Source organism: Pseudomonas sp. PB105, assembly GCF_009764655.1.
GTDB classification, from domain to species: domain Bacteria; phylum Pseudomonadota; class Gammaproteobacteria; order Pseudomonadales; family Pseudomonadaceae; genus Aquipseudomonas; species Aquipseudomonas cyclaminis.
This window is the reverse complement of sequence record NZ_RWIO01000032.1, coordinates 100,467-118,071: the sequence shown is the minus strand read 5'-3', so window position 1 is coordinate 118,071 and position 17,605 is coordinate 100,467. Positions and strand designations below refer to the sequence as shown.

At 61.0% G+C, this 17,605-nt stretch carries 20 protein-coding genes; 15 read left to right on the top strand and 5 right to left on the bottom strand.

Going from position 1 to position 17,605, the window contains the following annotated elements; genetic code table 11:
• Nucleotides 1-280: 280 nt before the first annotated feature.
• Entirely contained in the window at nucleotides 281-1,168 is an 888-nt protein-coding gene (rhtA, locus tag EJD88_RS07080) for a threonine/homoserine exporter RhtA (RefSeq protein WP_158877418.1), read from the top strand.
• 164 nt (nucleotides 1,169-1,332) lie between these two features.
• Nucleotides 1,333-1,614 carry a hypothetical protein gene (locus EJD88_RS07075; RefSeq protein WP_158877416.1) on the top strand — a complete coding sequence of 94 codons (282 nt, stop codon included), beginning with the start codon at nucleotides 1,333-1,335 and terminating at the stop codon, nucleotides 1,612-1,614.
• 107 nt (nucleotides 1,615-1,721) lie between these two features.
• On the opposite strand, the gene EJD88_RS07070 is transcribed toward EJD88_RS07075, so the two are convergent.
• From EJD88_RS07070 to EJD88_RS07060, 3 genes are all read right to left on the bottom strand, one after another.
• Nucleotides 1,722-3,530 (bottom strand): aminopeptidase P family protein, encoded by a 1,809-nt coding sequence (locus EJD88_RS07070; RefSeq protein WP_158877414.1) that lies wholly within the window; start codon nucleotides 3,528-3,530, stop codon nucleotides 1,722-1,724.
• Nucleotides 3,531-3,569: 39 nt separating this feature from the next.
• The gene (locus tag EJD88_RS07065) at nucleotides 3,570-4,730 is read right to left on the bottom strand and encodes a cysteine desulfurase family protein (protein WP_158877412.1); all 1,161 of its coding nucleotides are present in this window, start codon (nucleotides 4,728-4,730) and stop codon (nucleotides 3,570-3,572) included.
• A 233-nt stretch (nucleotides 4,731-4,963) separates the two neighbouring features.
• Entirely contained in the window at nucleotides 4,964-5,233 is a 270-nt protein-coding gene (locus tag EJD88_RS07060) for a hypothetical protein (protein ID WP_158877410.1), read from the bottom strand.
• Between the two features lie 399 nt (nucleotides 5,234-5,632).
• Between EJD88_RS07060 and msuE the strand changes: the two genes are divergently transcribed.
• From msuE to EJD88_RS07040, 4 genes are read left to right on the top strand one after another with little or no spacing between them, the layout of a single operon-like run.
• Entirely contained in the window at nucleotides 5,633-6,196 is a 564-nt protein-coding gene (gene msuE, locus EJD88_RS07055; RefSeq protein WP_099584481.1) for an FMN reductase, read from the top strand.
• A 9-nt stretch (nucleotides 6,197-6,205) separates the two neighbouring features.
• A complete protein-coding gene (gene ssuD, locus EJD88_RS07050; RefSeq protein WP_112194407.1) occupies nucleotides 6,206-7,345 on the top strand; it encodes an FMNH2-dependent alkanesulfonate monooxygenase in 1,140 nt (379 codons plus the stop codon).
• Between the two features lie 55 nt (nucleotides 7,346-7,400).
• A complete protein-coding gene (locus tag EJD88_RS07045) occupies nucleotides 7,401-8,588 on the top strand; it encodes an acyl-CoA dehydrogenase family protein (RefSeq protein ID WP_099584472.1) in 1,188 nt (395 codons plus the stop codon).
• Between the two features lie 13 nt (nucleotides 8,589-8,601).
• Nucleotides 8,602-9,705 carry a sigma-54-dependent Fis family transcriptional regulator gene (locus tag EJD88_RS07040; RefSeq protein ID WP_158877408.1) on the top strand — a complete coding sequence of 368 codons (1,104 nt, stop codon included), beginning with the start codon at nucleotides 8,602-8,604 and terminating at the stop codon, nucleotides 9,703-9,705.
• Here the strand turns inward: EJD88_RS07040 and EJD88_RS07035 are convergent.
• Nucleotides 9,694-10,059 (bottom strand): antibiotic biosynthesis monooxygenase, encoded by a 366-nt coding sequence (locus EJD88_RS07035; RefSeq protein WP_099584470.1) that lies wholly within the window; start codon nucleotides 10,057-10,059, stop codon nucleotides 9,694-9,696. The genes EJD88_RS07040 and EJD88_RS07035 overlap by 12 nt on opposite strands.
• Before the next feature lie 100 nt (nucleotides 10,060-10,159).
• On the opposite strand from EJD88_RS07035, the gene soxR reads away from it, so the two are divergent.
• The 9 genes from soxR (at nucleotide 10,160) to EJD88_RS06990 (ending at nucleotide 16,899) form a co-directional block, all read left to right on the top strand.
• Entirely contained in the window at nucleotides 10,160-10,600 is a 441-nt protein-coding gene (gene soxR / locus EJD88_RS07030; RefSeq protein WP_158877406.1) for a redox-sensitive transcriptional activator SoxR, read from the top strand.
• A 193-nt stretch (nucleotides 10,601-10,793) separates the two neighbouring features.
• Nucleotides 10,794-11,993 carry a PepSY domain-containing protein gene (locus EJD88_RS07025; RefSeq protein WP_099584468.1) on the top strand — a complete coding sequence of 400 codons (1,200 nt, stop codon included), beginning with the start codon at nucleotides 10,794-10,796 and terminating at the stop codon, nucleotides 11,991-11,993.
• Nucleotides 11,993-12,529, top strand: coding sequence for a thiamine pyrophosphate-binding protein (locus EJD88_RS07020; protein ID WP_099584467.1), 537 nt, complete (start codon nucleotides 11,993-11,995; stop codon nucleotides 12,527-12,529). Before EJD88_RS07025 ends, EJD88_RS07020 begins: the two co-directional genes overlap by 1 nt.
• Nucleotides 12,526-12,849, top strand: a complete 324-nt coding sequence (locus EJD88_RS07015; RefSeq protein WP_099584466.1) for a hypothetical protein — start codon at nucleotides 12,526-12,528, stop codon at nucleotides 12,847-12,849. The genes EJD88_RS07020 and EJD88_RS07015 overlap by 4 nt, the downstream gene beginning before the upstream one ends.
• Complete coding sequence (locus tag EJD88_RS07010; protein ID WP_158877404.1) at nucleotides 12,846-13,406, top strand: DUF6162 family protein; 561 nt, start codon at nucleotides 12,846-12,848, stop codon at nucleotides 13,404-13,406. Before EJD88_RS07015 ends, EJD88_RS07010 begins: the two co-directional genes overlap by 4 nt.
• Nucleotides 13,407-13,425: 19 nt before the next feature.
• Nucleotides 13,426-14,346, top strand: a complete 921-nt coding sequence (locus EJD88_RS07005) for a metal ABC transporter substrate-binding protein (RefSeq protein WP_158877402.1) — start codon at nucleotides 13,426-13,428, stop codon at nucleotides 14,344-14,346.
• The gene (locus EJD88_RS07000) at nucleotides 14,343-15,089 is read left to right on the top strand and encodes a metal ABC transporter ATP-binding protein (protein WP_158877400.1); all 747 of its coding nucleotides are present in this window, start codon (nucleotides 14,343-14,345) and stop codon (nucleotides 15,087-15,089) included. Before EJD88_RS07005 ends, EJD88_RS07000 begins: the two co-directional genes overlap by 4 nt.
• Nucleotides 15,086-15,985 (top strand): metal ABC transporter permease, encoded by a 900-nt coding sequence (locus EJD88_RS06995; protein ID WP_099584462.1) that lies wholly within the window; start codon nucleotides 15,086-15,088, stop codon nucleotides 15,983-15,985. The genes EJD88_RS07000 and EJD88_RS06995 overlap by 4 nt, the downstream gene beginning before the upstream one ends.
• Complete coding sequence (locus EJD88_RS06990) at nucleotides 15,985-16,899, top strand: metal ABC transporter solute-binding protein, Zn/Mn family (RefSeq protein WP_158877398.1); 915 nt, start codon at nucleotides 15,985-15,987, stop codon at nucleotides 16,897-16,899. Before EJD88_RS06995 ends, EJD88_RS06990 begins: the two co-directional genes overlap by 1 nt.
• Here the strand turns inward: EJD88_RS06990 and EJD88_RS06985 are convergent.
• Nucleotides 16,880-17,605, bottom strand: coding sequence for a UTRA domain-containing protein (locus tag EJD88_RS06985; RefSeq protein WP_099584460.1), 726 nt, complete (start codon nucleotides 17,603-17,605; stop codon nucleotides 16,880-16,882). The genes EJD88_RS06990 and EJD88_RS06985 overlap by 20 nt on opposite strands.

The window sequence follows — 17,605 nt, the reverse complement described above, 5'->3', positions numbered from 1 at the left end:
CGATGAACTGAAGCAACTTGCTGCCGAAAACTGCGTAACTCATTGTTTACCAAGGAGTTTTCCGTTTCGACTGCGCCGGAAGTGGGGCGAATTATAGGCTTCCAGAATCTGCGGTCAAGCGTTAATTTGGTTTTTCTATCAAACCGCCCATATACCCCCTTATCCCTCTATATATAGACAGCCAACCGCACAAAAGTGAGCAATATATTGCTCAAAACCGTACTGTTAAGCATCATAGCGAACTCTGACTATCAAATATGACCTTGGACGCACACCGCCAATGACCACCTCCCCCCGCGGCCTGGCCTCTGCATTGTTTCCTGTCGGCCTACTGCTGATTGCCATGGCTTCCATCCAGTCCGGAGCCTCTTTGGCCAAGAGCATGTTCCCGATTGTCGGCGCACAAGGCACCACCACCCTGCGCCTGATCTTCGCCAGTGTGATCATGCTTCTTATATTAAGACCGTGGCGCGCCAAATTGACCGCCAAGTCCCTGCGCACCGTGCTCATCTACGGGATGGCCCTGGGCGGCATGAACTTCCTTTTCTATATGTCATTGCGCAGCGTACCTCTGGGCATCGCTGTAGCCCTTGAATTCACCGGGCCGCTTGCTGTCGCCATCTACGCGTCACGCAGAGCAGTAGATTTCCTGTGGATCGCCCTTGCGATAGTCGGGCTGCTTCTTTTGATTCCGATTGGGGAAGCCAGCAGCGGCATCGACTTGGTCGGCGCAGCGTATGCATTGGGGGCCGGCGTCTGCTGGGCACTCTACATACTGTTCGGACAGAAGGCCGGTAACGACAATGGCGTCCAGACCGCCGCATTGGGCGTGATGATCGCCGCCCTGTTTGTCGCGCCCATCGGCATCGTGCATGCCGGAAGCGCACTACTGACCCCTGCGCTGATTCCAATAGCCATCGGCGTCGCCATCCTGTCCACCGCCCTGCCCTACACCCTGGAGATGGTAGCGCTGACGCGTCTCCCCGCCCGAACCTTTGGCACCCTCATGAGCATCGAACCCGCATTCGGCGCGCTTTCAGGCCTGTTCTTCCTGCAAGAGCACTTGTCCCTGGCGCAATGGCTGGCCATCACCTGCATTATTCTGGCCTCGGTAGGCGCGACGCTGACGATGCGCAATGACTCGAAACCGTTGGTTCCGGCAGATTGAATCATCTTTGAATGTAGCTCTGGCATTTGCCACTCATTTAGGCCATGTTTAAGTGGTAAACGAATGTCATTAATGGAGTTTTTCGACAGGGACAGCGCGAACGCTACACTCGAGAGCGAGTAAAGCCGGCTTCAAGTATTGCGAAGTGGCTATTAAGGATGGGAATGAAACGAATTTTGATACTGTTAATGATCGTGGCCATTGCTGGCTGTGCCGCGACTACCAAGACAGAAGTGAAACGTGGCAAAAAAGGGCTGCATATCAACTGCTCAGGCCTGTCCTCCTCCTGGGACCAGTGCTACACCAGTGCAACCAACTCGTGCGGCACCAAGGGTTATCGGGTTATCGCCAAGTCCGGTGACAACTCAGAGGAACCGGGGGACTACCCCTTCGGACTCAACCCTGCCGGCTACACCAGCCGCAGCATGATCGTCATCTGTAAGTAATCGCCTTCGAGCAGTCACCGACGACTGCTCAGTGCGTAATCAGCGCTCGATTAACACTCATCCTTGAACGCCGCTTGCAGCAGATCGCAAGCGGCGTTTGCATTAGATCAAATAGCCGCCGTACGCAGTTGTAACCACTCAAGCCCTGCGCCATCGAGCAAAGGGCTCAAGCGTTCACGCACCTGCGCGTGATACGCGTTGAACCACTCGCGCTCATCCGCCGTGAGCAGCGACGGCTCCAGGCAACGAGTGTCTATCGGGCACAAAGTCAGCGTTTCAAACGAGAGGAACTCCCCAAACTCGGTCTTGCCCGCTTCTCGGTTCAATACCAGGTTCTCGATACGTACGCCCCAACGCCCCGGACGGTAAGTGCCCGGCTCAATGGATGTGATCATCCCAGGCTGCATTGCCGTTTGCGGCGCAGCGGCAGCCTGGTAGGCGATCACTTGGGGACCTTCATGCACATTGAGGAAATAGCCCACACCATGCCCAGTACCGTGACCGTAGTCCACGCCTTCAGCCCAGATCGGCGCACGGGCAATGGAATCCAGCAACGGCGACAGAATCCCCTTGGGGAAATGCGCACGGGACAGCGCAATAACACCCTTCAGCACTCGGGTGCAGTCTCGTTTCTGTTCCTCACTCGGCGTACCGATAGGCACCATTCTCGTGATATCTGTCGTACCGCCCAAGTATTGGCCACCTGAGTCAATCAGCAGCAAGCCATCACCTTCGATCACCGCATGCTCTTCTTCAGTGGCATGGTAATGCGGCATTGCGCCATTGGCGTTGAACGCAGCAATGGTATTGAAACTCAGCGACACATAGTCGGGGCGACGCGTGCGCGCAGCAGTCAGGTGTTCATCGATGGTCAACTCCGTGATGCGCTCCCGGCCCAGCGCACTGTCCAGCCAGGCGAAGAATTCGCACAGCGCCGCGCCATCCTGCTCCATGGCCCGGCGGATATGTTCCGCATCTGCCAGACTCTTGCGGGATTTGGCCAACGTAGTCGGGTTAAGCCCTTCGATCAGCTTGACGCCAGCATCGAGGTTTTCCAGCAACCCGGCGGTTACGCGGGCGGGGTCAACCTGCAAACTGTCCCCCCCAGGAATTCCACGCAGGCCATCCGCTACCTCGCTGTAGTCGCGCAAGGTCACGCCATCCTGTTCGAGCACAGCACGCAGATCCGCGTCGATTTTGCTCAGCGCCACGAATAACGTGGCCTGCTGTTGATTGATCAACGCAAACGACACAAACACGGGGTTAAACGAAACATCACCGCCACGCAGATTGAACAGCCAGGCGATGTCATCCAGGGTCGCAATGAAGTGCCAATCGGCGCCCTTCTCTTTCAAACTGGCGCGCAGTGCAGCGAGCTTCTCGCCGCGGCTGACGGTCGCTTGCGGTGGCAGATGGGCATAAATCGGTTGGCTCGGCAGACTCGGCCGGTCTGTCCAAACCGCATCAAGCACGTCGATATCGGTGCGCAAACGCGCCCCACGCTCCGCCAGCCTGGTGCCCAGGGTGCGCGCCGAAGCGACGGCCATTACCGCACCATCCACCGCCACCACACCGCCTTCCGGGGTTTGCTCGGCCAGCCACTCGAGCGGCCCCGGCTGACCTGGTTGCAGCTTGACCAACTCAATGCCACTGCCGTTGAGCTCCTTGGTCGCCTGTTCCCAGTAACGGCTATCCGCCCACACGCCAGCGAAATCCGCGGTGACAATCAGCGTCCCCACCGAGCCATGGAACCCTGACAACCATTGACGACCCTGCCAGTAACCCGGCAAGTATTCGGACAAATGCGGGTCCGCCGACGGTACCAGCAGGGCGTGGATGCCCTCGCGGCTCATCAGTTCGCGGGTGTGCGCCAGGCGCTGGGGAACCGTTCCATGGGTCAAAGGCTGCGTACTCATTGTGTCTCCTGCTAACCACTAATAATTGTTATATGAAAATCAGACGGCCCAGAACGCCGGCGCGCTGGCCAGTGCAGCCTTGATCAGTTGCACCGCCTGGTCAATGTCCTGTTCGGTGGTAAACCGACCCAGGCTCAAACGAATGGTGCGGCCGGCCGAGCGGGCGTCATGACCAAGGGCAAGTAGCACGTGGGACGGTGCATTACTCGCTGAATTGCAGGCCGACGTAGCGGAAAAAGCAATACCGGCGCTCAATGCCGCCGAATTGAATTCACCTTCGCCGAACGTAAGGCTCAGGGTATGGGGAATACGCTGCGTCGCGCTGCCATTGAGGCGCACACCGGCGACTGACGCCAACTGATCCAGCAGGCGTTGCCGCAACGCGACGATCACCGCTTTCTCCTCGGTGAACGACTGCGCTGCCAGGGCGAATGCCGCGCCCATCCCCGCAATCTGATGAGTCGCCAACGTGCCGGAGCGCAAGCCGCCCTCGTGACCGCCACCATGAATCTGCGCCAACACTTTCCGTTGCGCCCGAGGCCCGACGTACAGCGCGCCTATGCCCTTGGGGCCGTACAACTTGTGCGCAGAGAACGACATCAGATCCACCGGCCACTGCGCCAGATCGATCGCCACCTTGCCTGCACCCTGGGCAGCATCCACATGCAGCAGCGCCCCGTGTTCACGCACGCGCGCGCCGATGGCGGGGATGTCATTCAGGGTGCCAAGTTCGTTATTCACCAGCATCAGCGAAACCAGAAAGGTGTCTTCGCGCAACGCTTCACTGACTGCATCGGCGCTGATCAAACCGTCCGCGTCGGGCACCAGGTAGGTCACGGCCACCCCGGCTTCCTGCAACTGCCGTGCGGTGTCCAGCGTCGCCTTGTGCTCGATCTGACTGGTGATGATATGCCCACCCGTCACGCCCCGCGCCTGGGCCACGCCCTTGATGGCGAGGTTGTTGGATTCAGTGGCGCCGGAGGTCCACACGATCTGCTCAGGCTGCGCGCCCACCAACTCGGCCACCTGGCCACGGGCCTGTTCAACCGTTTGCCGGGCCGCCTGGCCGAACGCGTGGGAACTGGACGCGGGGTTACCGAAATTGGCGTTGAAGCCCAGACAATCGACCATCACCTGGATGACTCGCTCGTCCACCGGCGTGGTGGCGGCGTAGTCGAAATACAACGGACGTTTATTCATGACAGTTAAGACTCGCAGAGCAGGTTCCCGAGAGCAGCGTCTCAGGGGCATCGACCGGAACAGAGGTCGTCAGGTTTACCGGATTGGATGCCATTAAAGAAGGACGACTTTAAGTAAATGTGCGTAGGAACGCTCCTGAAATTCAGCTTAACAGGCTGAAGTCGCACCATGGCAAACAAAAAGCCCGAGGTTCCTTAAGGGGAGCCTCGGGCTTTTTGCTGCGCAGGACGCGATCAACTGGGACGACCATGAAGTACCACATTGCGCTCGGCATTCATTTCACCCTCGCGATCAAAGCCGAAGGGCTTCTGTGGCTGGCCGGTCAGCGCGGCACGCTGCTGTTGATATTCATCGAACGACAAGCCGCGACGACTCAGCGCTTCCAGGGCCAGCTGCTTGGTCTCTTCAGCCGAGTAGGGGCGCAATTCTGGCGATGGATGGCTTGCACAGCCGGCGAGTACGGAGCTGACAATCAGTAAACAAACGGCGAGAAATCGGTTCATGGCGGCGGCTCTGCGAAGGTGGTTTCGAGTCAATGAACACAGGCTACTCCTCGCCTTGCGCAGCGAAAAATCACCGTCCGTGATAGTTGCTATCAACCGCCCAGGCACTCTCGATAGGCCCTCCTCATATTTCTTTATGATCTATAAATATGGAAATAGGTTCATTTACGGAATAACCATAACCTTCTATAAATAGCTCCACGCCTGCCGGGCACTGTTCGCCACGCAACTGTTGCCCAGGCAACAGCCATTCAACAAATCACTAGACGGGCAACAGCAACACTTTTCAGCAGTAAAGCCGCAGCCCCCGCCAATCAAGGCCTTCAGCCGTTGGTACAGCTCTTGCTCAACACCTTGCACCTCACTTGCTATGAACCACTGTTGAAAAAGGAACTGTTCATGACCCGTCCCCTGAATGTCGTTGCCCTCTCCGGCGGAACCTGGCGCCCGTCGCGCACCCTGGTGTTGACCCAAGCCCTGCTGGCCGAACTGGCCACCTTGCTGCCGATCCAGACCACCCTGATCGAACTGGGCGACATTGCCCGTCCCCTGGGCGGCGCATTGTCGCGCGATGAATTGCCCGACGACGTCGAAGCCCAACTGTTGGCCATCGAACAGGCCGACCTGCTGATCGTCGCCGCACCGGTCTATCGCGGTTCCTACCCCGGCCTGCTCAAGCACCTGTTCGACCTGGTCGGCCTCAACGCCCTGGTCAACACCCCGGTGCTGCTCGCCGCCACCGGTGGCAGCGAGCGCCACGCGCTGGTCCTCGACCATCAACTGCGCCCGCTGTTTGCCTTCTTCCAGGCCCTGACCCTGCCGATCGGTGTGTACGCCACCGAAGCCGACTTCACCGACTACCAAATAACCAGTGAATTACTAAAAGCACGGATTCAACTGGCAGCAGAACGCGCGGCCCCCTTGTTTGCGGCGCACTCCCCTTCTCTGCTGAAAATCGCTTAAGGATTGGTCATGGATGTTTTCTGGTTTCTGCCGACACATGGCGACGGTCATTACCTGGGTACCACTCAAGGTGCCAGGCCCGTCACCCTCAATTATCTGAAGCAAGTCGCCCAGGCGGCTGACAGCCTGGGTTACTACGGCGTGTTGATTCCTACAGGCCGCTCGTGCGAAGACTCCTGGGTCATCGCCTCGGCGCTGGTACCGCTGACCGAGCGCCTGCGCTATCTGGTAGCGATTCGTCCCGGCATCATTTCGCCCACCGTCTCGGCACGCATGGCCGCCACGCTGGATCGTCTGTCCAATGGCCGCCTGCTGATCAATGTAGTGACCGGCGGCGATCCCGACGAAAACCGTGGCGACGGCAGCTTCCTTGACCACGCCGAGCGTTACGAAGTCTCCGACGAATTCCTGCGGATATGGCGCCGCGTGTTGCAGGGCGAATCGGTAGATTTCGAAGGCAAACACCTGCGTGTGCAGAACGCCAAGGCACTTTACCCACCGGTGCAGAAGCCCTATCCACCGTTGTACTTCGGCGGTTCCTCCGACGCCGCCCACGATCTCGCCGCCGAACAGGTGGACGTGTACCTGACCTGGGGCGAGCCACCCGCAGCCGTCGCGGAAAAACTCGCGGATGTACGTGAGCGCGCCGCGCGCCACGGGCGCACCGTGAAGTTCGGCATTCGCCTGCATGTAATCGTGCGCGAAACCGAAGAAGACGCCTGGAAAGCCGCCGATAAACTGATCGAACACATCAGCGACGACACCATCGCCGCCGCGCAAAAGTCCTTCTCGCGCTTTGATTCCGAAGGCCAACGCCGCATGGCCGCCCTTCACGACGGACGCCGCGACAACCTGGAGATCGCCCCTAACCTGTGGGCCGGTGTCGGCCTGGTGCGCGGCGGTGCCGGTACCGCGCTGGTGGGCAACCCGCAACAAGTGGCTGAACGCATCAAGGAATACGCCGACTTGGGCATCGAGAGCTTCATCTTCTCCGGCTATCCACATTTGGAAGAGGCCTATCGCTTCGCCGAGCTGGTGTTCCCGCTGCTGCCGGAACCCTATGCCAGCCTCGCCGGACGCGGCATCACCAACCTCACCGGCCCGTTCGGCGAAATGATTGCCAACGATGTCCTACCGGCCAAGGCCTGATCGGCGCAGCGGCGGCAACTGCGCTGGCCGCTGCTGCTTATAGAGAGGAAACCCCGTGACAGCCAAACCCCACAGCGTCCTGCCATCCCCCTTGCAGACCGCCAAACTGCTGGCCGCCGAATTCGCCCTCAGCGCGGTCGAGCGCGACGAGCGCGGCGGCACGCCTAAAACCGAGCGTGACGCCCTGCGCCAAAGCGGCCTGCTGGCCCTGAGCATTCCCACCCAATACGGCGGCCTCGGCGCACGCTGGAGCGACACCCTGGGCATCGTGCGCGAATTCGCCAAGGTGGACAGTTCCATTGCTCACGTTTTCGGCTTCCATCACCTGATGCTGGCCACCGTGCGCCTGTTTTCGCGCCCGGATCAATGGCAACCCTGGTTCGAACAGACCGCCCGCAAGAACTGGTTCTGGGGCAATGCCCTCAACCCGTTGGACACGCGCACCGTGGTCAAGGACTTCGGCGGCTGGCGCGAATTCTCTGGCAAGAAAAGCTTCTGCTCCGGCGCCAGCGACTCGCAGATGCTGATCGCCTCGGCCGTGGACGAAAATGCCGGCGGCAAGCTGCTGATAGCCGCCATTCCCAGCGGGCGCAGTGGCATTACGCTGCACAACGACTGGAACAATATCGGCCAACGCCAGACCGACAGCGGCAGCGCCAGCTTCGAGCGGGTGCGCGTCGAAGAGTCGGAGTTGCTACTCGATCCAGGCCCGCTGAGCACCCCCTTCGCCTGCCTGCGCCCACTGATCGCGCAGTTGACCTTCACCCATATGTTTCTCGGCATTGCCGAGGGAGCCTTCGAAGAAGCGCGCACCTACACCCTCACCGAAACGCGTGCCTGGCACAAATCCTCAGCCGAAGACGTGCGCCAGGACCCTTACGTGCTGCACCACTATGGCGAATTCTGGGTGGCCCTCGAAGGCGTGCGTCTGTTAGTGGAACGCGCCGCCGAGCTACTGGACCAGGCCTGGGCCAAAGGACCGAACCTCAGCGAACACGAACGCGGCCAACTGGCGATTGCCATCGCAACGGCCAAGGTCGCTGCCACCCGCCAAGGCCTGGACCTGTGCAGCCGTCTGTTTGAAGTCACCGGGGCACGTTCCACCCACGCGTCCCTGCGCCTGGATCGCCACTGGCGCAACCTGCGTACGCAAACCCTGCACGACCCGGTGGACTACAAGCTCCACGAACTGGGGGACTGGGCGTTGAACCAATCCCTGCCGATTCCTACGTTCTACTCATAAAAAAGAGGTGCCCATGCAGCTTCTAACCCTACCGCCCTCGCCCGCCCTTGCTACCTCGATCCGCGCCACGGCCCAGGTCTTCGAAGACCCGAAATCCCAGGCGCTGCTCGACCACATCCAGCAAGTGGCACCCAGCGAAGCCAGCGTGCTGATCATCGGCGAAACCGGGACCGGTAAAGAGCTGGTGGCGCGCCACATTCATAATCTCAGTGCGCGGCGCAACCGGCCGTTCGTGGCGGTAAACTGCGGCGCGTTCTCTGAATCCCTGGTGGAGGCTGAACTGTTCGGCCATGAAAAAGGTGCCTTTACCGGCGCCCTCAGCGCCAAGGCCGGCTGGTTCGAAGAGGCCGATGGCGGCACGTTGTTCCTCGATGAAATCGGCGATTTGCCGATGGCCATCCAGGTCAAATTGCTACGCGTCCTACAGGAACGCGAAGTCGTGCGCCTGGGTTCGCGCAAGAGCATTCCCATTGATGTGCGCGTACTGGCTGCCACCAACGTGCAGTTGGAGAAAGCCATCAACGCCGGGCATTTTCGCGAAGACCTCTACTACCGGCTCGATGTGGTCAGCCTGGAACTCAGCCCGCTGCGCGAACGCCCCGGCGATATCCTGCCGCTGACCCGACACTTTATCGAGGCGTACAGCCGGCGCCTGGGCTACGGCCCGATCACCATCAGCCGCGAAGCCGAACAAAAGCTCAAGAGTTACGGCTGGCCGGGCAATATCCGCGAGCTGGAAAACGTCATCCACCACACCCTGCTGATTTGCCGTAACGGCGTAATCGAACGGGATGATCTACGCCTGTCGAACATGCGCATCGAGCGCCAGGACGACAGCCAGCACGGCACCGACAACAGTGCCGAAGCCTTGCTCGCGCGCGCTTTCCAGAAGCTCTTCGAAGAACAGGCCGGCGCCCTGCATGAGAAGGTCGAAGACGCCCTGCTGCGGGCCGCTTACCGTTTCAGCCACTACAACCAGGTGCACACCGCCAACCTGCTGGGCCTGAGCCGCAACGTCACGCGCACACGCCTGATCAAGATCGGCGAATTGGCGGTCAACAAACGGCGGCCGGGGGAAAACGTGCAAGGTGAACGGATGCTGCATTTATCCATATAGTCGGCAGTGCAATGCATTGTCGTGACTGCGCTCAAAACTGCGCAGCACCTGGAACGAACCAAAGGTCACCGCCGTGGCCTGATGGGCGCGAAGCAGCGTCCAGAAATCTTCCTCGCCCTGCTCAAAACGCTTGAACGCGGCCTCGCCGTCCTCGCGGGACGCCCATTGCAGGTAATTGAGCACCCGCCGTCCGTCATCGCTGACCTGTACGCTCGCACTGAGGAAACCGTCATGGCCCTCGGCCAAACGCTCACTCTGGACGGACAGGGCCGCCACCAGGGCAACGTGTTGCTGGGGCTCGATATGGAACTCGATCAACTGAGTGAAGCTGCGATTTTTCTCTGATACCTGCATGAACACTCCCCTTTCTCTGTAGGCAGAATCTTGCGATTCAATGCCACGCAGGGTAAAACCTCCAGTTAAGTCAAGGTCAAGCGCTTAATCGGAGTTTTTCATGATTACCAAGGAACTCACCGTCGGCCAACTGGCCACCCGCAGTGGCGTGGCCGTCACGGCCCTGCATTTCTATGAAACCAAGGGGCTGATCCACAGCAATCGTAACGCGGGCAATCAACGGCGTTATCCACGGGATGTATTGCGCCGCGTGGTGGTGATCAAAATCGCTCAGCGCCTGGGCATTCCGCTGGCGACGATTGGCGAAGCGTTACAGACGCTGCCAAATGGCCGCACCCCCACCGCCAAGGACTGGGAGCGTTTGTCAGCACTCTGGCGCGAAGACCTGGATGAGCGCATCAACAAGATGATGCTGCTGCGCGACAAGCTCAACGGCTGCATCGGCTGCGGCTGCTTATCGTTGGAGGCATGCCCGCTGCGCAATCAGGATGACCTGCTCGGTGAGCGCGGGCCCGGCGCGCAGTTGCTCGAACCGACTTAAGGGCACGTGAAGCGCCGTGGGGCGAAGTAAAAACACATTCAATACGCACCCGAAACATTTTCTTTCATTTCCGGGTTAGGGATTTCTCATTCTCATCCGTCTTAACTTAGATACAGCCTGTCGCGTCAGCAAAAGCTACGACTGGCCATTTCCGGGCCTCCCTCGCCCCCCTCCGATCAAGACCCTCATTCACATGTCGAAGAAGTCACGCTCCAAACTCTGGTTTCTCGTACATAGCTGGCTGGCGTTGCCCATCTGGTTCTTTGTACTGATCGTCTGCGTCACCGGCACCCTGGCGGTGGTCAGCCAGGAAATCGTCTGGCTGGCCAACCCGGATATCCGGGCGAGCAAGCCGTCGTCTGATGCCGAAATGCTGAGCTACGATCAACTGCTCGGCGCGATCAAACACTCCGACCCCCAAGTGATCGTCAGCTCCATTACTCGACCGGATGAGTCCCACTTTGCCCTGACCGTCAACCTCAACTACCCCGACGGCCGTTCGGTAGAGGCCTACGTCAACCCCTACACCGGAGCGGTCCAGGGCATCAGCCCTTCCTTTGACTTCCCCCAATTCACCCGAGCCCTGCACGGCTGGTGGCTGGTGCCGTTTACCAACGGATTCAGCTGGGGCTGGTACCTGGTGTCGCTGCTGGGCCTGCCACTGCTGGCGTCGTTGATCACCGGGCTCGTGGTGTACAAGCGTTTCTGGAAAGGTTTTTTCAAGCCGACCCTGCGGTTCCGCCACGGCGCTCGGATTTTCTGGGGCGACTTCCATCGCCTGAGCGGCATCTGGTCAATCTGGTTCATTGCCGTAATCTCCATCACCGGGACCTGGTTCCTGATCCAGGCGATCCTCTTCGATAACCAGATTTCGATTTCGAGCGAGCCGGTGGTGCCGGTGATTGCACGGGAGAAAGTGCCAATGTCCGCTCCCGGCGTGCCAGCGCCCATGATTGCCCTGGACGAAGCGATCGAAATCGCGACCCAACGCATCCCCGGTCTGGATGCCAGCTTCGTGCGACTGCCGCTCAATGCCTACAGCCACTTGCAAATCGGCGGACGCGGCTGGTACCCGCTGATGTACCAGACCGCCCAACTCAACCCCTATAACGGCGAAATCGCGGTCTCGCACCTCCTGTCCGACCGTACCGCGCTTGAGTTCGTCACCGAATCCATGCGCCCGCTGCACACCGGCGACTTTGGCGGGCTGTGGATCAAGCTGATCTGGGCGTTCTTCGGCCTGGTGCTGAGCATGATGGTCTTGAGCGGCTTGCTGATCTGGACCAAGCGCACGGCCCTGGCCACCCTCAATGCCCTCAAGCGCGAGGCCAAGACCCAGCGCAAGTCTGTTTCCACCCCGGCCTTGCAGGCTGAAACCTCGGAGAGCCACTGATGAGCAAGGTCGCAGCGACACCGCCGACACCCCTGCGGGCTTTCTGGCTGAAATGGCGTTTCCATATCAATGTGCTGCTATTGCTGGTGCCCCTGGGCTTCATGCCCAAGTATTTTGCCGACGCCGCGCTGTTTCGCGGTGACACAGGTATCGGCGAGCGGGTGGCCGGCGAGGTGAAGGTCGGCCCCTGGAGCCTGACCCTTGCCGAATTCCGCAATGAAGGCCCCAGACCGGACCCGGCCGGCCCGATGAAATTCTTCAACGCTGCCCTGTGCGACACCTGCGCCGACCAGGTCAAGGCCACTTACCTGCGCATCGGCAAGCCACGCAGCCTGCGGGCGGCCGGGGTGATCTTTTTCGGCACACCGTACCGCATGGGCGCCGCCCTGCCTGTCCCGGAACGCACGCCAGCCGACGCCGAGCTGTGGGTCACCATGGAAGGCTGGGACGGCACGATGCACCAGGGTTCCATCCCGCTGAGCCAGGCCTCGCCTGCCACCATCGCCTGGCTGAACAAGCAAGGAGTCAAACCATGATGATCAAGCACCTGTCCCGCGCTGCGCTGTTGCTGTGCGCGGGTTTCAGTACCGTGGCGCTGGCCCACAACCCGATGTGCGAATGCAAGGAAATCCCCGGCGAGCAGATCCAGTGCAAGGGCGGCTTTTCCGACGGCAGCGGCGCCCCTGGCGTGACCCTGGATGTGATCGGCTACGACGAGACCATTCTGGTACCGGGCAAGCTCGGCCAGGACTCGACCCTGACCTTCAAAAAGCCATCCGCCGAGTTCTACGTGCTGTTTGACGCAGGACCCGGCCATGTCGTCGAAATCGACCAAGCGGATATCCAGCCCCAATGAGTACGACACAGGTTGTACGCCCCGCCGGTGCTGGTCACGAAACCCTCTATGTTCTACTGCTGTGCCTGATCATCCTCGCGGTGGCCGGCACGGTGGTGGCGCTGCACGGCGAATCCCAGGAAGTCGCCGCCGTACCCAGCCACCAACTGGACGCCCGCCGCGACCTGAACGCCGCCGAACAAGGCATCTACGCCGACCTGCGGGTGACCCTGGATGAAATCCACCTGCTGCAGCAGGAACAAAGCACCCTGCCGACGCCTGAGCAATTGGCCGAAGAAGGCTTCGCGCCGTTCGCCCAGGATGCCAGTTCGGTCAGCCGTGGCGATCACCGCTGGCAGTTACTCGCGCCTGCGGCCTACTTCGGCTTGAGCCAGGCGCCGACCACCAGCGGTTCACTGCTGATGCGCGTTCAGAGCACCGAGCCGGACATCTGGCTCAATCGCCGCGTCGACCTGGCCGCCCCCTCCGACCTCACTGACCAGGCGCTGATCGCAGCCGGCTGGCAGCAAGTGGTTGCGCAATTCGACGCCGGCGTTACCCGCCAGCACCGTCACTGAACGAGAAGACCGATTGCCCATGTCTATTTCATCCCCCCTGTTGCGCCTGTTGCTGGTCAGTCTGCTGAGCCTGATGCTCGCCCCGCTGGCCAATGCCGAGGCGGCTAAACGCCTGCGTATCGGCATCACCCTGCATCCTTATTACAGCTACGTGGCCAATATCGTCGGCGACAAGGCCGACGTGGTGCCGCTGATTCCCGCCGGTTTCAACCCCCATGCCTACGAGCCGCGTGCCGAAGACATCAAGCGCATTGGCACCCTGGACGTGATCGTGCTCAATGGCGTCGGTCATGATGACTTCGCCGACCGCATGATCGCCACCAGCGAGCGCCCGGACATTGCGGTGATCGAAGCCAACGCCAACGTGCCATTGCTGGCCGCCACCGGCAATGCCGCGCGCGGTGCGGGCAAGGTGGTCAACCCGCACACCTTCCTGTCGATCAGCGCCTCGATTGCCCAGGTCAACAACATCGCCCGTGAGCTGGGCAAGCTCGACCCGGACAACGCCAAGACCTACACCCAGAACGCCCGTGCCTATGGCAAACGCCTGCGCCAGATGCGCGCCGACGCCCTCGCCAAATTGACCAGCGCGCCCAACCCGGACCTGCGCGTTGCCACGGTGCATGCGGCCTACGACTACCTGCTGCGTGAATTTGGCCTGGAAGTCACCGCCGTGGTCGAGCCCGCCCACGGCATTGAGCCCAGCCCCAGCCAACTGAAGAAGACCATCGACGAACTGCGCGCCCTGGATGTGAAAGTGATCTTCTCGGAGATGGATTTCCCGTCCACCTACGTCGACACCATCCAGCGTGAATCCGGGGTCAAGCTCTACCCGCTTTCACACATTTCCTACGGCGAATACAGCGCCGATAAGTACGAAGTGGAGATGACCGGCAACCTCAACACTGTGGTCCGGGCGATTCAGGAGTCGGGCACATGACGGCGGCAGAACAGCTAAGGGTCGCCAACGTCGGCCCGACACTCGACTTCGACAACGTGTCACTGACCCTGGGCCGCACCGTGATCCTTGACGGCGTGAGTTTTCAGGTACAACCGGGCAGCATCCATGCGCTGGTCGGCCCCAATGGCGGCGGCAAAAGCTCGCTGATCAAGACTCTCCTGGGGCAAACCCCGCACCAAGGGCGCTTGAGTCTGGCCTGGCCGACAACGCCAGGCACCATCGGCTATGTGCCTCAGGCGCTGGAATTCGACCGGGGCTTGCCGATGACCGTGGATGACTTCATGGCCGCCATGTGCCAGCGGCGCCCGGCGTTTCTGGGTTTGTCCAAACATTACGCCGCTGCGATTGGCGAGGCCCTGGAGCGGGTTGGCATGCAGGACAAACGCAAGCGGCGCATGGGCGCGCTGTCCGGCGGTGAACGCCAGCGCGTGCTGCTGGCCCAGGGCCTGATTCCGGCGCCGCAGTTGCTGGTACTGGATGAGCCGATGTCGGCGCTCGATGAAGCCGGTATCCAGGTGTTTGAGCGACTGCTCAATGACTGGCGCATGGCCGGGATCACCGTGCTGTGGATCGAGCACGACCTGGAAGCCGTTGGCCGCCTGGCCGACCGCGTCACCGGCCTGAACCGCCGCGTGCTGTTTGATTCCACCCCCAAAGAGGCACTGACCCCGGACCGCCTGCTGACCCTGTTTTCCACCCACCCTCGGAGCCCGGCGCAATGAGTTATGAAGCGTTTCGCCTGATGGTCCAGGGCTGGGCCTCATCCGGTTATCTACCCGAAGCATTGGCCTATGGTTTTGTGGTCAACGCCCTGCTCGCCGGTTTGCTGATCGGCCCGGTGCTCGGCGGCCTGGGCACGCTGGTGGTGGTCAAGCGCTTTGCGTTTTTCTCCGAAGCAGTCGGCCATGCCGCGTTGACCGGCGTCGCCGTGGGCATCCTGCTCGGCGAACCCTACACCGGTCCCTACGGCAGCCTGTTTGGTTACTGCCTGCTGTTCGGCATCCTGCTCAATTACCTGCGCAACCGCACCGGCCTGGCGCCGGACACCCTGATCGGCGTATTCCTGTCGGTGTCCCTGGCGTTGGGCGCGAGCCTGCTGCTGATCCTGGCGGGCAAGATCAACGTGCACATCCTGGAAAACGTGCTGTTTGGTTCGGTGTTGACGGTCAACGGTAACGACCTGCTGGTGCTGGCGATTGTCGGCTCGCTGGTGATGGCCCTGGCGTTGCCGCTGTACAACCGCATCATGCTCGCCAGTTTCAACCCGCAACTGGCGGCAGTGCGCGGGGTAGCGGTGAAGACCCTGGATTACCTGTTCGTGATCCTGGTAACGCTGATCACCGTCGCGGCAGTCAAAGTCATCGGCGCGATCCTGGTCGGCGCCCTGCTGGTGATTCCCGCCGCCGCCGCACGCCTGTTGAGCCAGTCACTCAAAGGCTTCTTCTGGATCTCGGTAGTGATCGCCACCGTCAGCACCCTGTGCGGGATCCTGTTGCCGATCATCTTCGACCTGCCGATCCCCTCCGGTGCCGCGATCATCCTGATGGCCGGTATCGCCTTCGCCCTTGCCGCCATCGCGCGCGGCACCGTGCCCAGCCTCAAAGGGAACCTTGGATAATGCGCTCTGCTCTTCAACCTCTGGCCTTGGCCATCGCCTGTTTAATCGCCCTGCCGCTGATGGCCGCCGAGGCAGTAAAACCGGCTGCCCATGCCGCCAGACCGGTCAAGGTGCTGGCCTCACTGCCCATCACTTACGGCCTGGCCGAGGTGCTGCTCAAGGGCACCGACGTGCAGCTTGAGCGCGCGGCCCCGGCCAACCTGCCAGGCTCGCGCCAGGTGTCGTACTTCACCGGCCGTGGCGCCCCCGCACTGAGCGCGCTGGCCCAGGACGCCGATGCCGCTATTGGCCTTCGCTCATTGTGGGCCGATGATCCGCTGTACCCCGTGGCACGGCGCAGCAACATCCGGATTGTCGAAGTCGATGCCGCACGCCCGGTGGACGGCGGCTTGCCGGGGATCGCCGTGCAACCTGGCGTAGCCGATGGGCTGAACAGCCAGCCCTGGCAATCGAGCAACAATCTGGGGCGCATGGCCGACGTGCTATCGACCGACCTGAGCCGTCTGGCACCGAGCGCCAAGGCCAGGATCGACGCCAACCTGGCCGCGCTCAAGCAACGCCTGCTCAAGCTCACCGCCGACAGCGAAGCCCGATTGGCCAAGGCGGACAACCTGAGTGTGGTCAGTTTGAGCGATCACTTTGGGTATCTGGTCAGTAGCCTGAACCTGGAACTGGTTCGCACCGATGCACGGCCGGATGCCGATTGGACGCCTGAGGCGTTACAGGCACTCAGTGCCCAATTGAAGGACAACGATGTGGCCGTGGTGCTGCACCATCGCCAGCCGAGTGAGGCGGTGAAAGCCGCCATCACGGCAGGTGGCTCGAAGCTGCTGGTGCTGAATGTCGACGGCGCCGACCCGGTGACTGAGTTGGAAACCAATGTGGATCAGGTGATCAAGACGCTGAGCTCATGACATCCACGCCCACATGAATCGCATCATGCCGCCAGAACTCCAGGTCGCAGTCGATCAACCGCTGGTGCTGGTCATAGTTGACCCGGGCAATCCTCAAGCCCGGGCTACCCACCGACACGCGCAATGCGGCGGCGGCTTCGATCGGCAGTGATGTCGGCACAATCTCGAAGCGCACCCGCCCGTAATGCAAGTCGTACTTGCGCGCATACAACTCGGTCATCGACTGATTCAGGTCACACTCAAGAATCCCCGGAAAATACTGCGGGTTCAGGTAGTGCTCCACGTACAACACCAAACGACCATCGATCCGCCGGTGTCGGCAGATCTGGATCACGCTGGACAAGGCCGGCAGTTGCAACCACGCACACACCGCCGCCGACGCCGGTTGCAGCCGCGCAGAAATCACTTCGGTGGAGGCCACGCGGCCCTGATCGTTGACCATTGCGTGAAAGTGGCTGCGCTGCATCAGGTTGTAGGCCAATCGCGGCGGGGACACGAACCAGCCACGGCGCTCCTCACGATAAATCTGCCCTTGGGCCTCCAGTTGTAACAAGGCTTCCCGCACGGTGATCCGGGTGGTACCAAACAACTCGCTGAGCTTACGCTCGGCGGGCAGTTTGCTGGCGGGCGGCAAAAGTCCATGATCGATCTGCTCTTGCAGCGCCAGGCCGATGGAGGTCACCGCCTTGATTGCCTCATCACGCAT

Excerpts from the sequence above, each read along its gene's own strand:
- EJD88_RS07035 (WP_099584470.1), bottom strand. The coding sequence starts at position 10,059 with ATGCAGGTATCAGAGAAAAATCGCAGCTTCACTCAGTTGATCGAGTTC.
- EJD88_RS07025 (WP_099584468.1), top strand. The coding sequence starts at position 10,794 with ATGTCGAAGAAGTCACGCTCCAAACTCTGGTTTCTCGTACATAGCTGG.
- EJD88_RS06990 (WP_158877398.1), top strand. The coding sequence starts at position 15,985 with ATGCGCTCTGCTCTTCAACCTCTGGCCTTGGCCATCGCCTGTTTAATC.
- ssuD (WP_112194407.1), top strand. The coding sequence starts at position 6,206 with ATGGATGTTTTCTGGTTTCTGCCGACACATGGCGACGGTCATTACCTG.
- rhtA (WP_158877418.1), top strand. The coding sequence starts at position 281 with ATGACCACCTCCCCCCGCGGCCTGGCCTCTGCATTGTTTCCTGTCGGC.
- EJD88_RS07020 (WP_099584467.1), top strand. The coding sequence starts at position 11,993 with ATGAGCAAGGTCGCAGCGACACCGCCGACACCCCTGCGGGCTTTCTGG.
- EJD88_RS07065 (WP_158877412.1), bottom strand. The coding sequence starts at position 4,730 with ATGAATAAACGTCCGTTGTATTTCGACTACGCCGCCACCACGCCGGTG.
- EJD88_RS07070 (WP_158877414.1), bottom strand. The coding sequence starts at position 3,530 with ATGAGTACGCAGCCTTTGACCCATGGAACGGTTCCCCAGCGCCTGGCG.
- EJD88_RS07010 (WP_158877404.1), top strand. The coding sequence starts at position 12,846 with ATGAGTACGACACAGGTTGTACGCCCCGCCGGTGCTGGTCACGAAACC.
- EJD88_RS07000 (WP_158877400.1), top strand. The coding sequence starts at position 14,343 with ATGACGGCGGCAGAACAGCTAAGGGTCGCCAACGTCGGCCCGACACTC.
- EJD88_RS06985 (WP_099584460.1), bottom strand. The coding sequence starts at position 17,605 with ATGCGTGATGAGGCAATCAAGGCGGTGACCTCCATCGGCCTGGCGCTG.
- EJD88_RS07015 (WP_099584466.1), top strand. The coding sequence starts at position 12,526 with ATGATGATCAAGCACCTGTCCCGCGCTGCGCTGTTGCTGTGCGCGGGT.
- EJD88_RS07075 (WP_158877416.1), top strand. The coding sequence starts at position 1,333 with ATGAAACGAATTTTGATACTGTTAATGATCGTGGCCATTGCTGGCTGT.
- EJD88_RS07060 (WP_158877410.1), bottom strand. The coding sequence starts at position 5,233 with ATGAACCGATTTCTCGCCGTTTGTTTACTGATTGTCAGCTCCGTACTC.
- EJD88_RS06995 (WP_099584462.1), top strand. The coding sequence starts at position 15,086 with ATGAGTTATGAAGCGTTTCGCCTGATGGTCCAGGGCTGGGCCTCATCC.
- EJD88_RS07005 (WP_158877402.1), top strand. The coding sequence starts at position 13,426 with ATGTCTATTTCATCCCCCCTGTTGCGCCTGTTGCTGGTCAGTCTGCTG.
- soxR (WP_158877406.1), top strand. The coding sequence starts at position 10,160 with ATGATTACCAAGGAACTCACCGTCGGCCAACTGGCCACCCGCAGTGGC.
- EJD88_RS07040 (WP_158877408.1), top strand. The coding sequence starts at position 8,602 with ATGCAGCTTCTAACCCTACCGCCCTCGCCCGCCCTTGCTACCTCGATC.
- msuE (WP_099584481.1), top strand. The coding sequence starts at position 5,633 with ATGACCCGTCCCCTGAATGTCGTTGCCCTCTCCGGCGGAACCTGGCGC.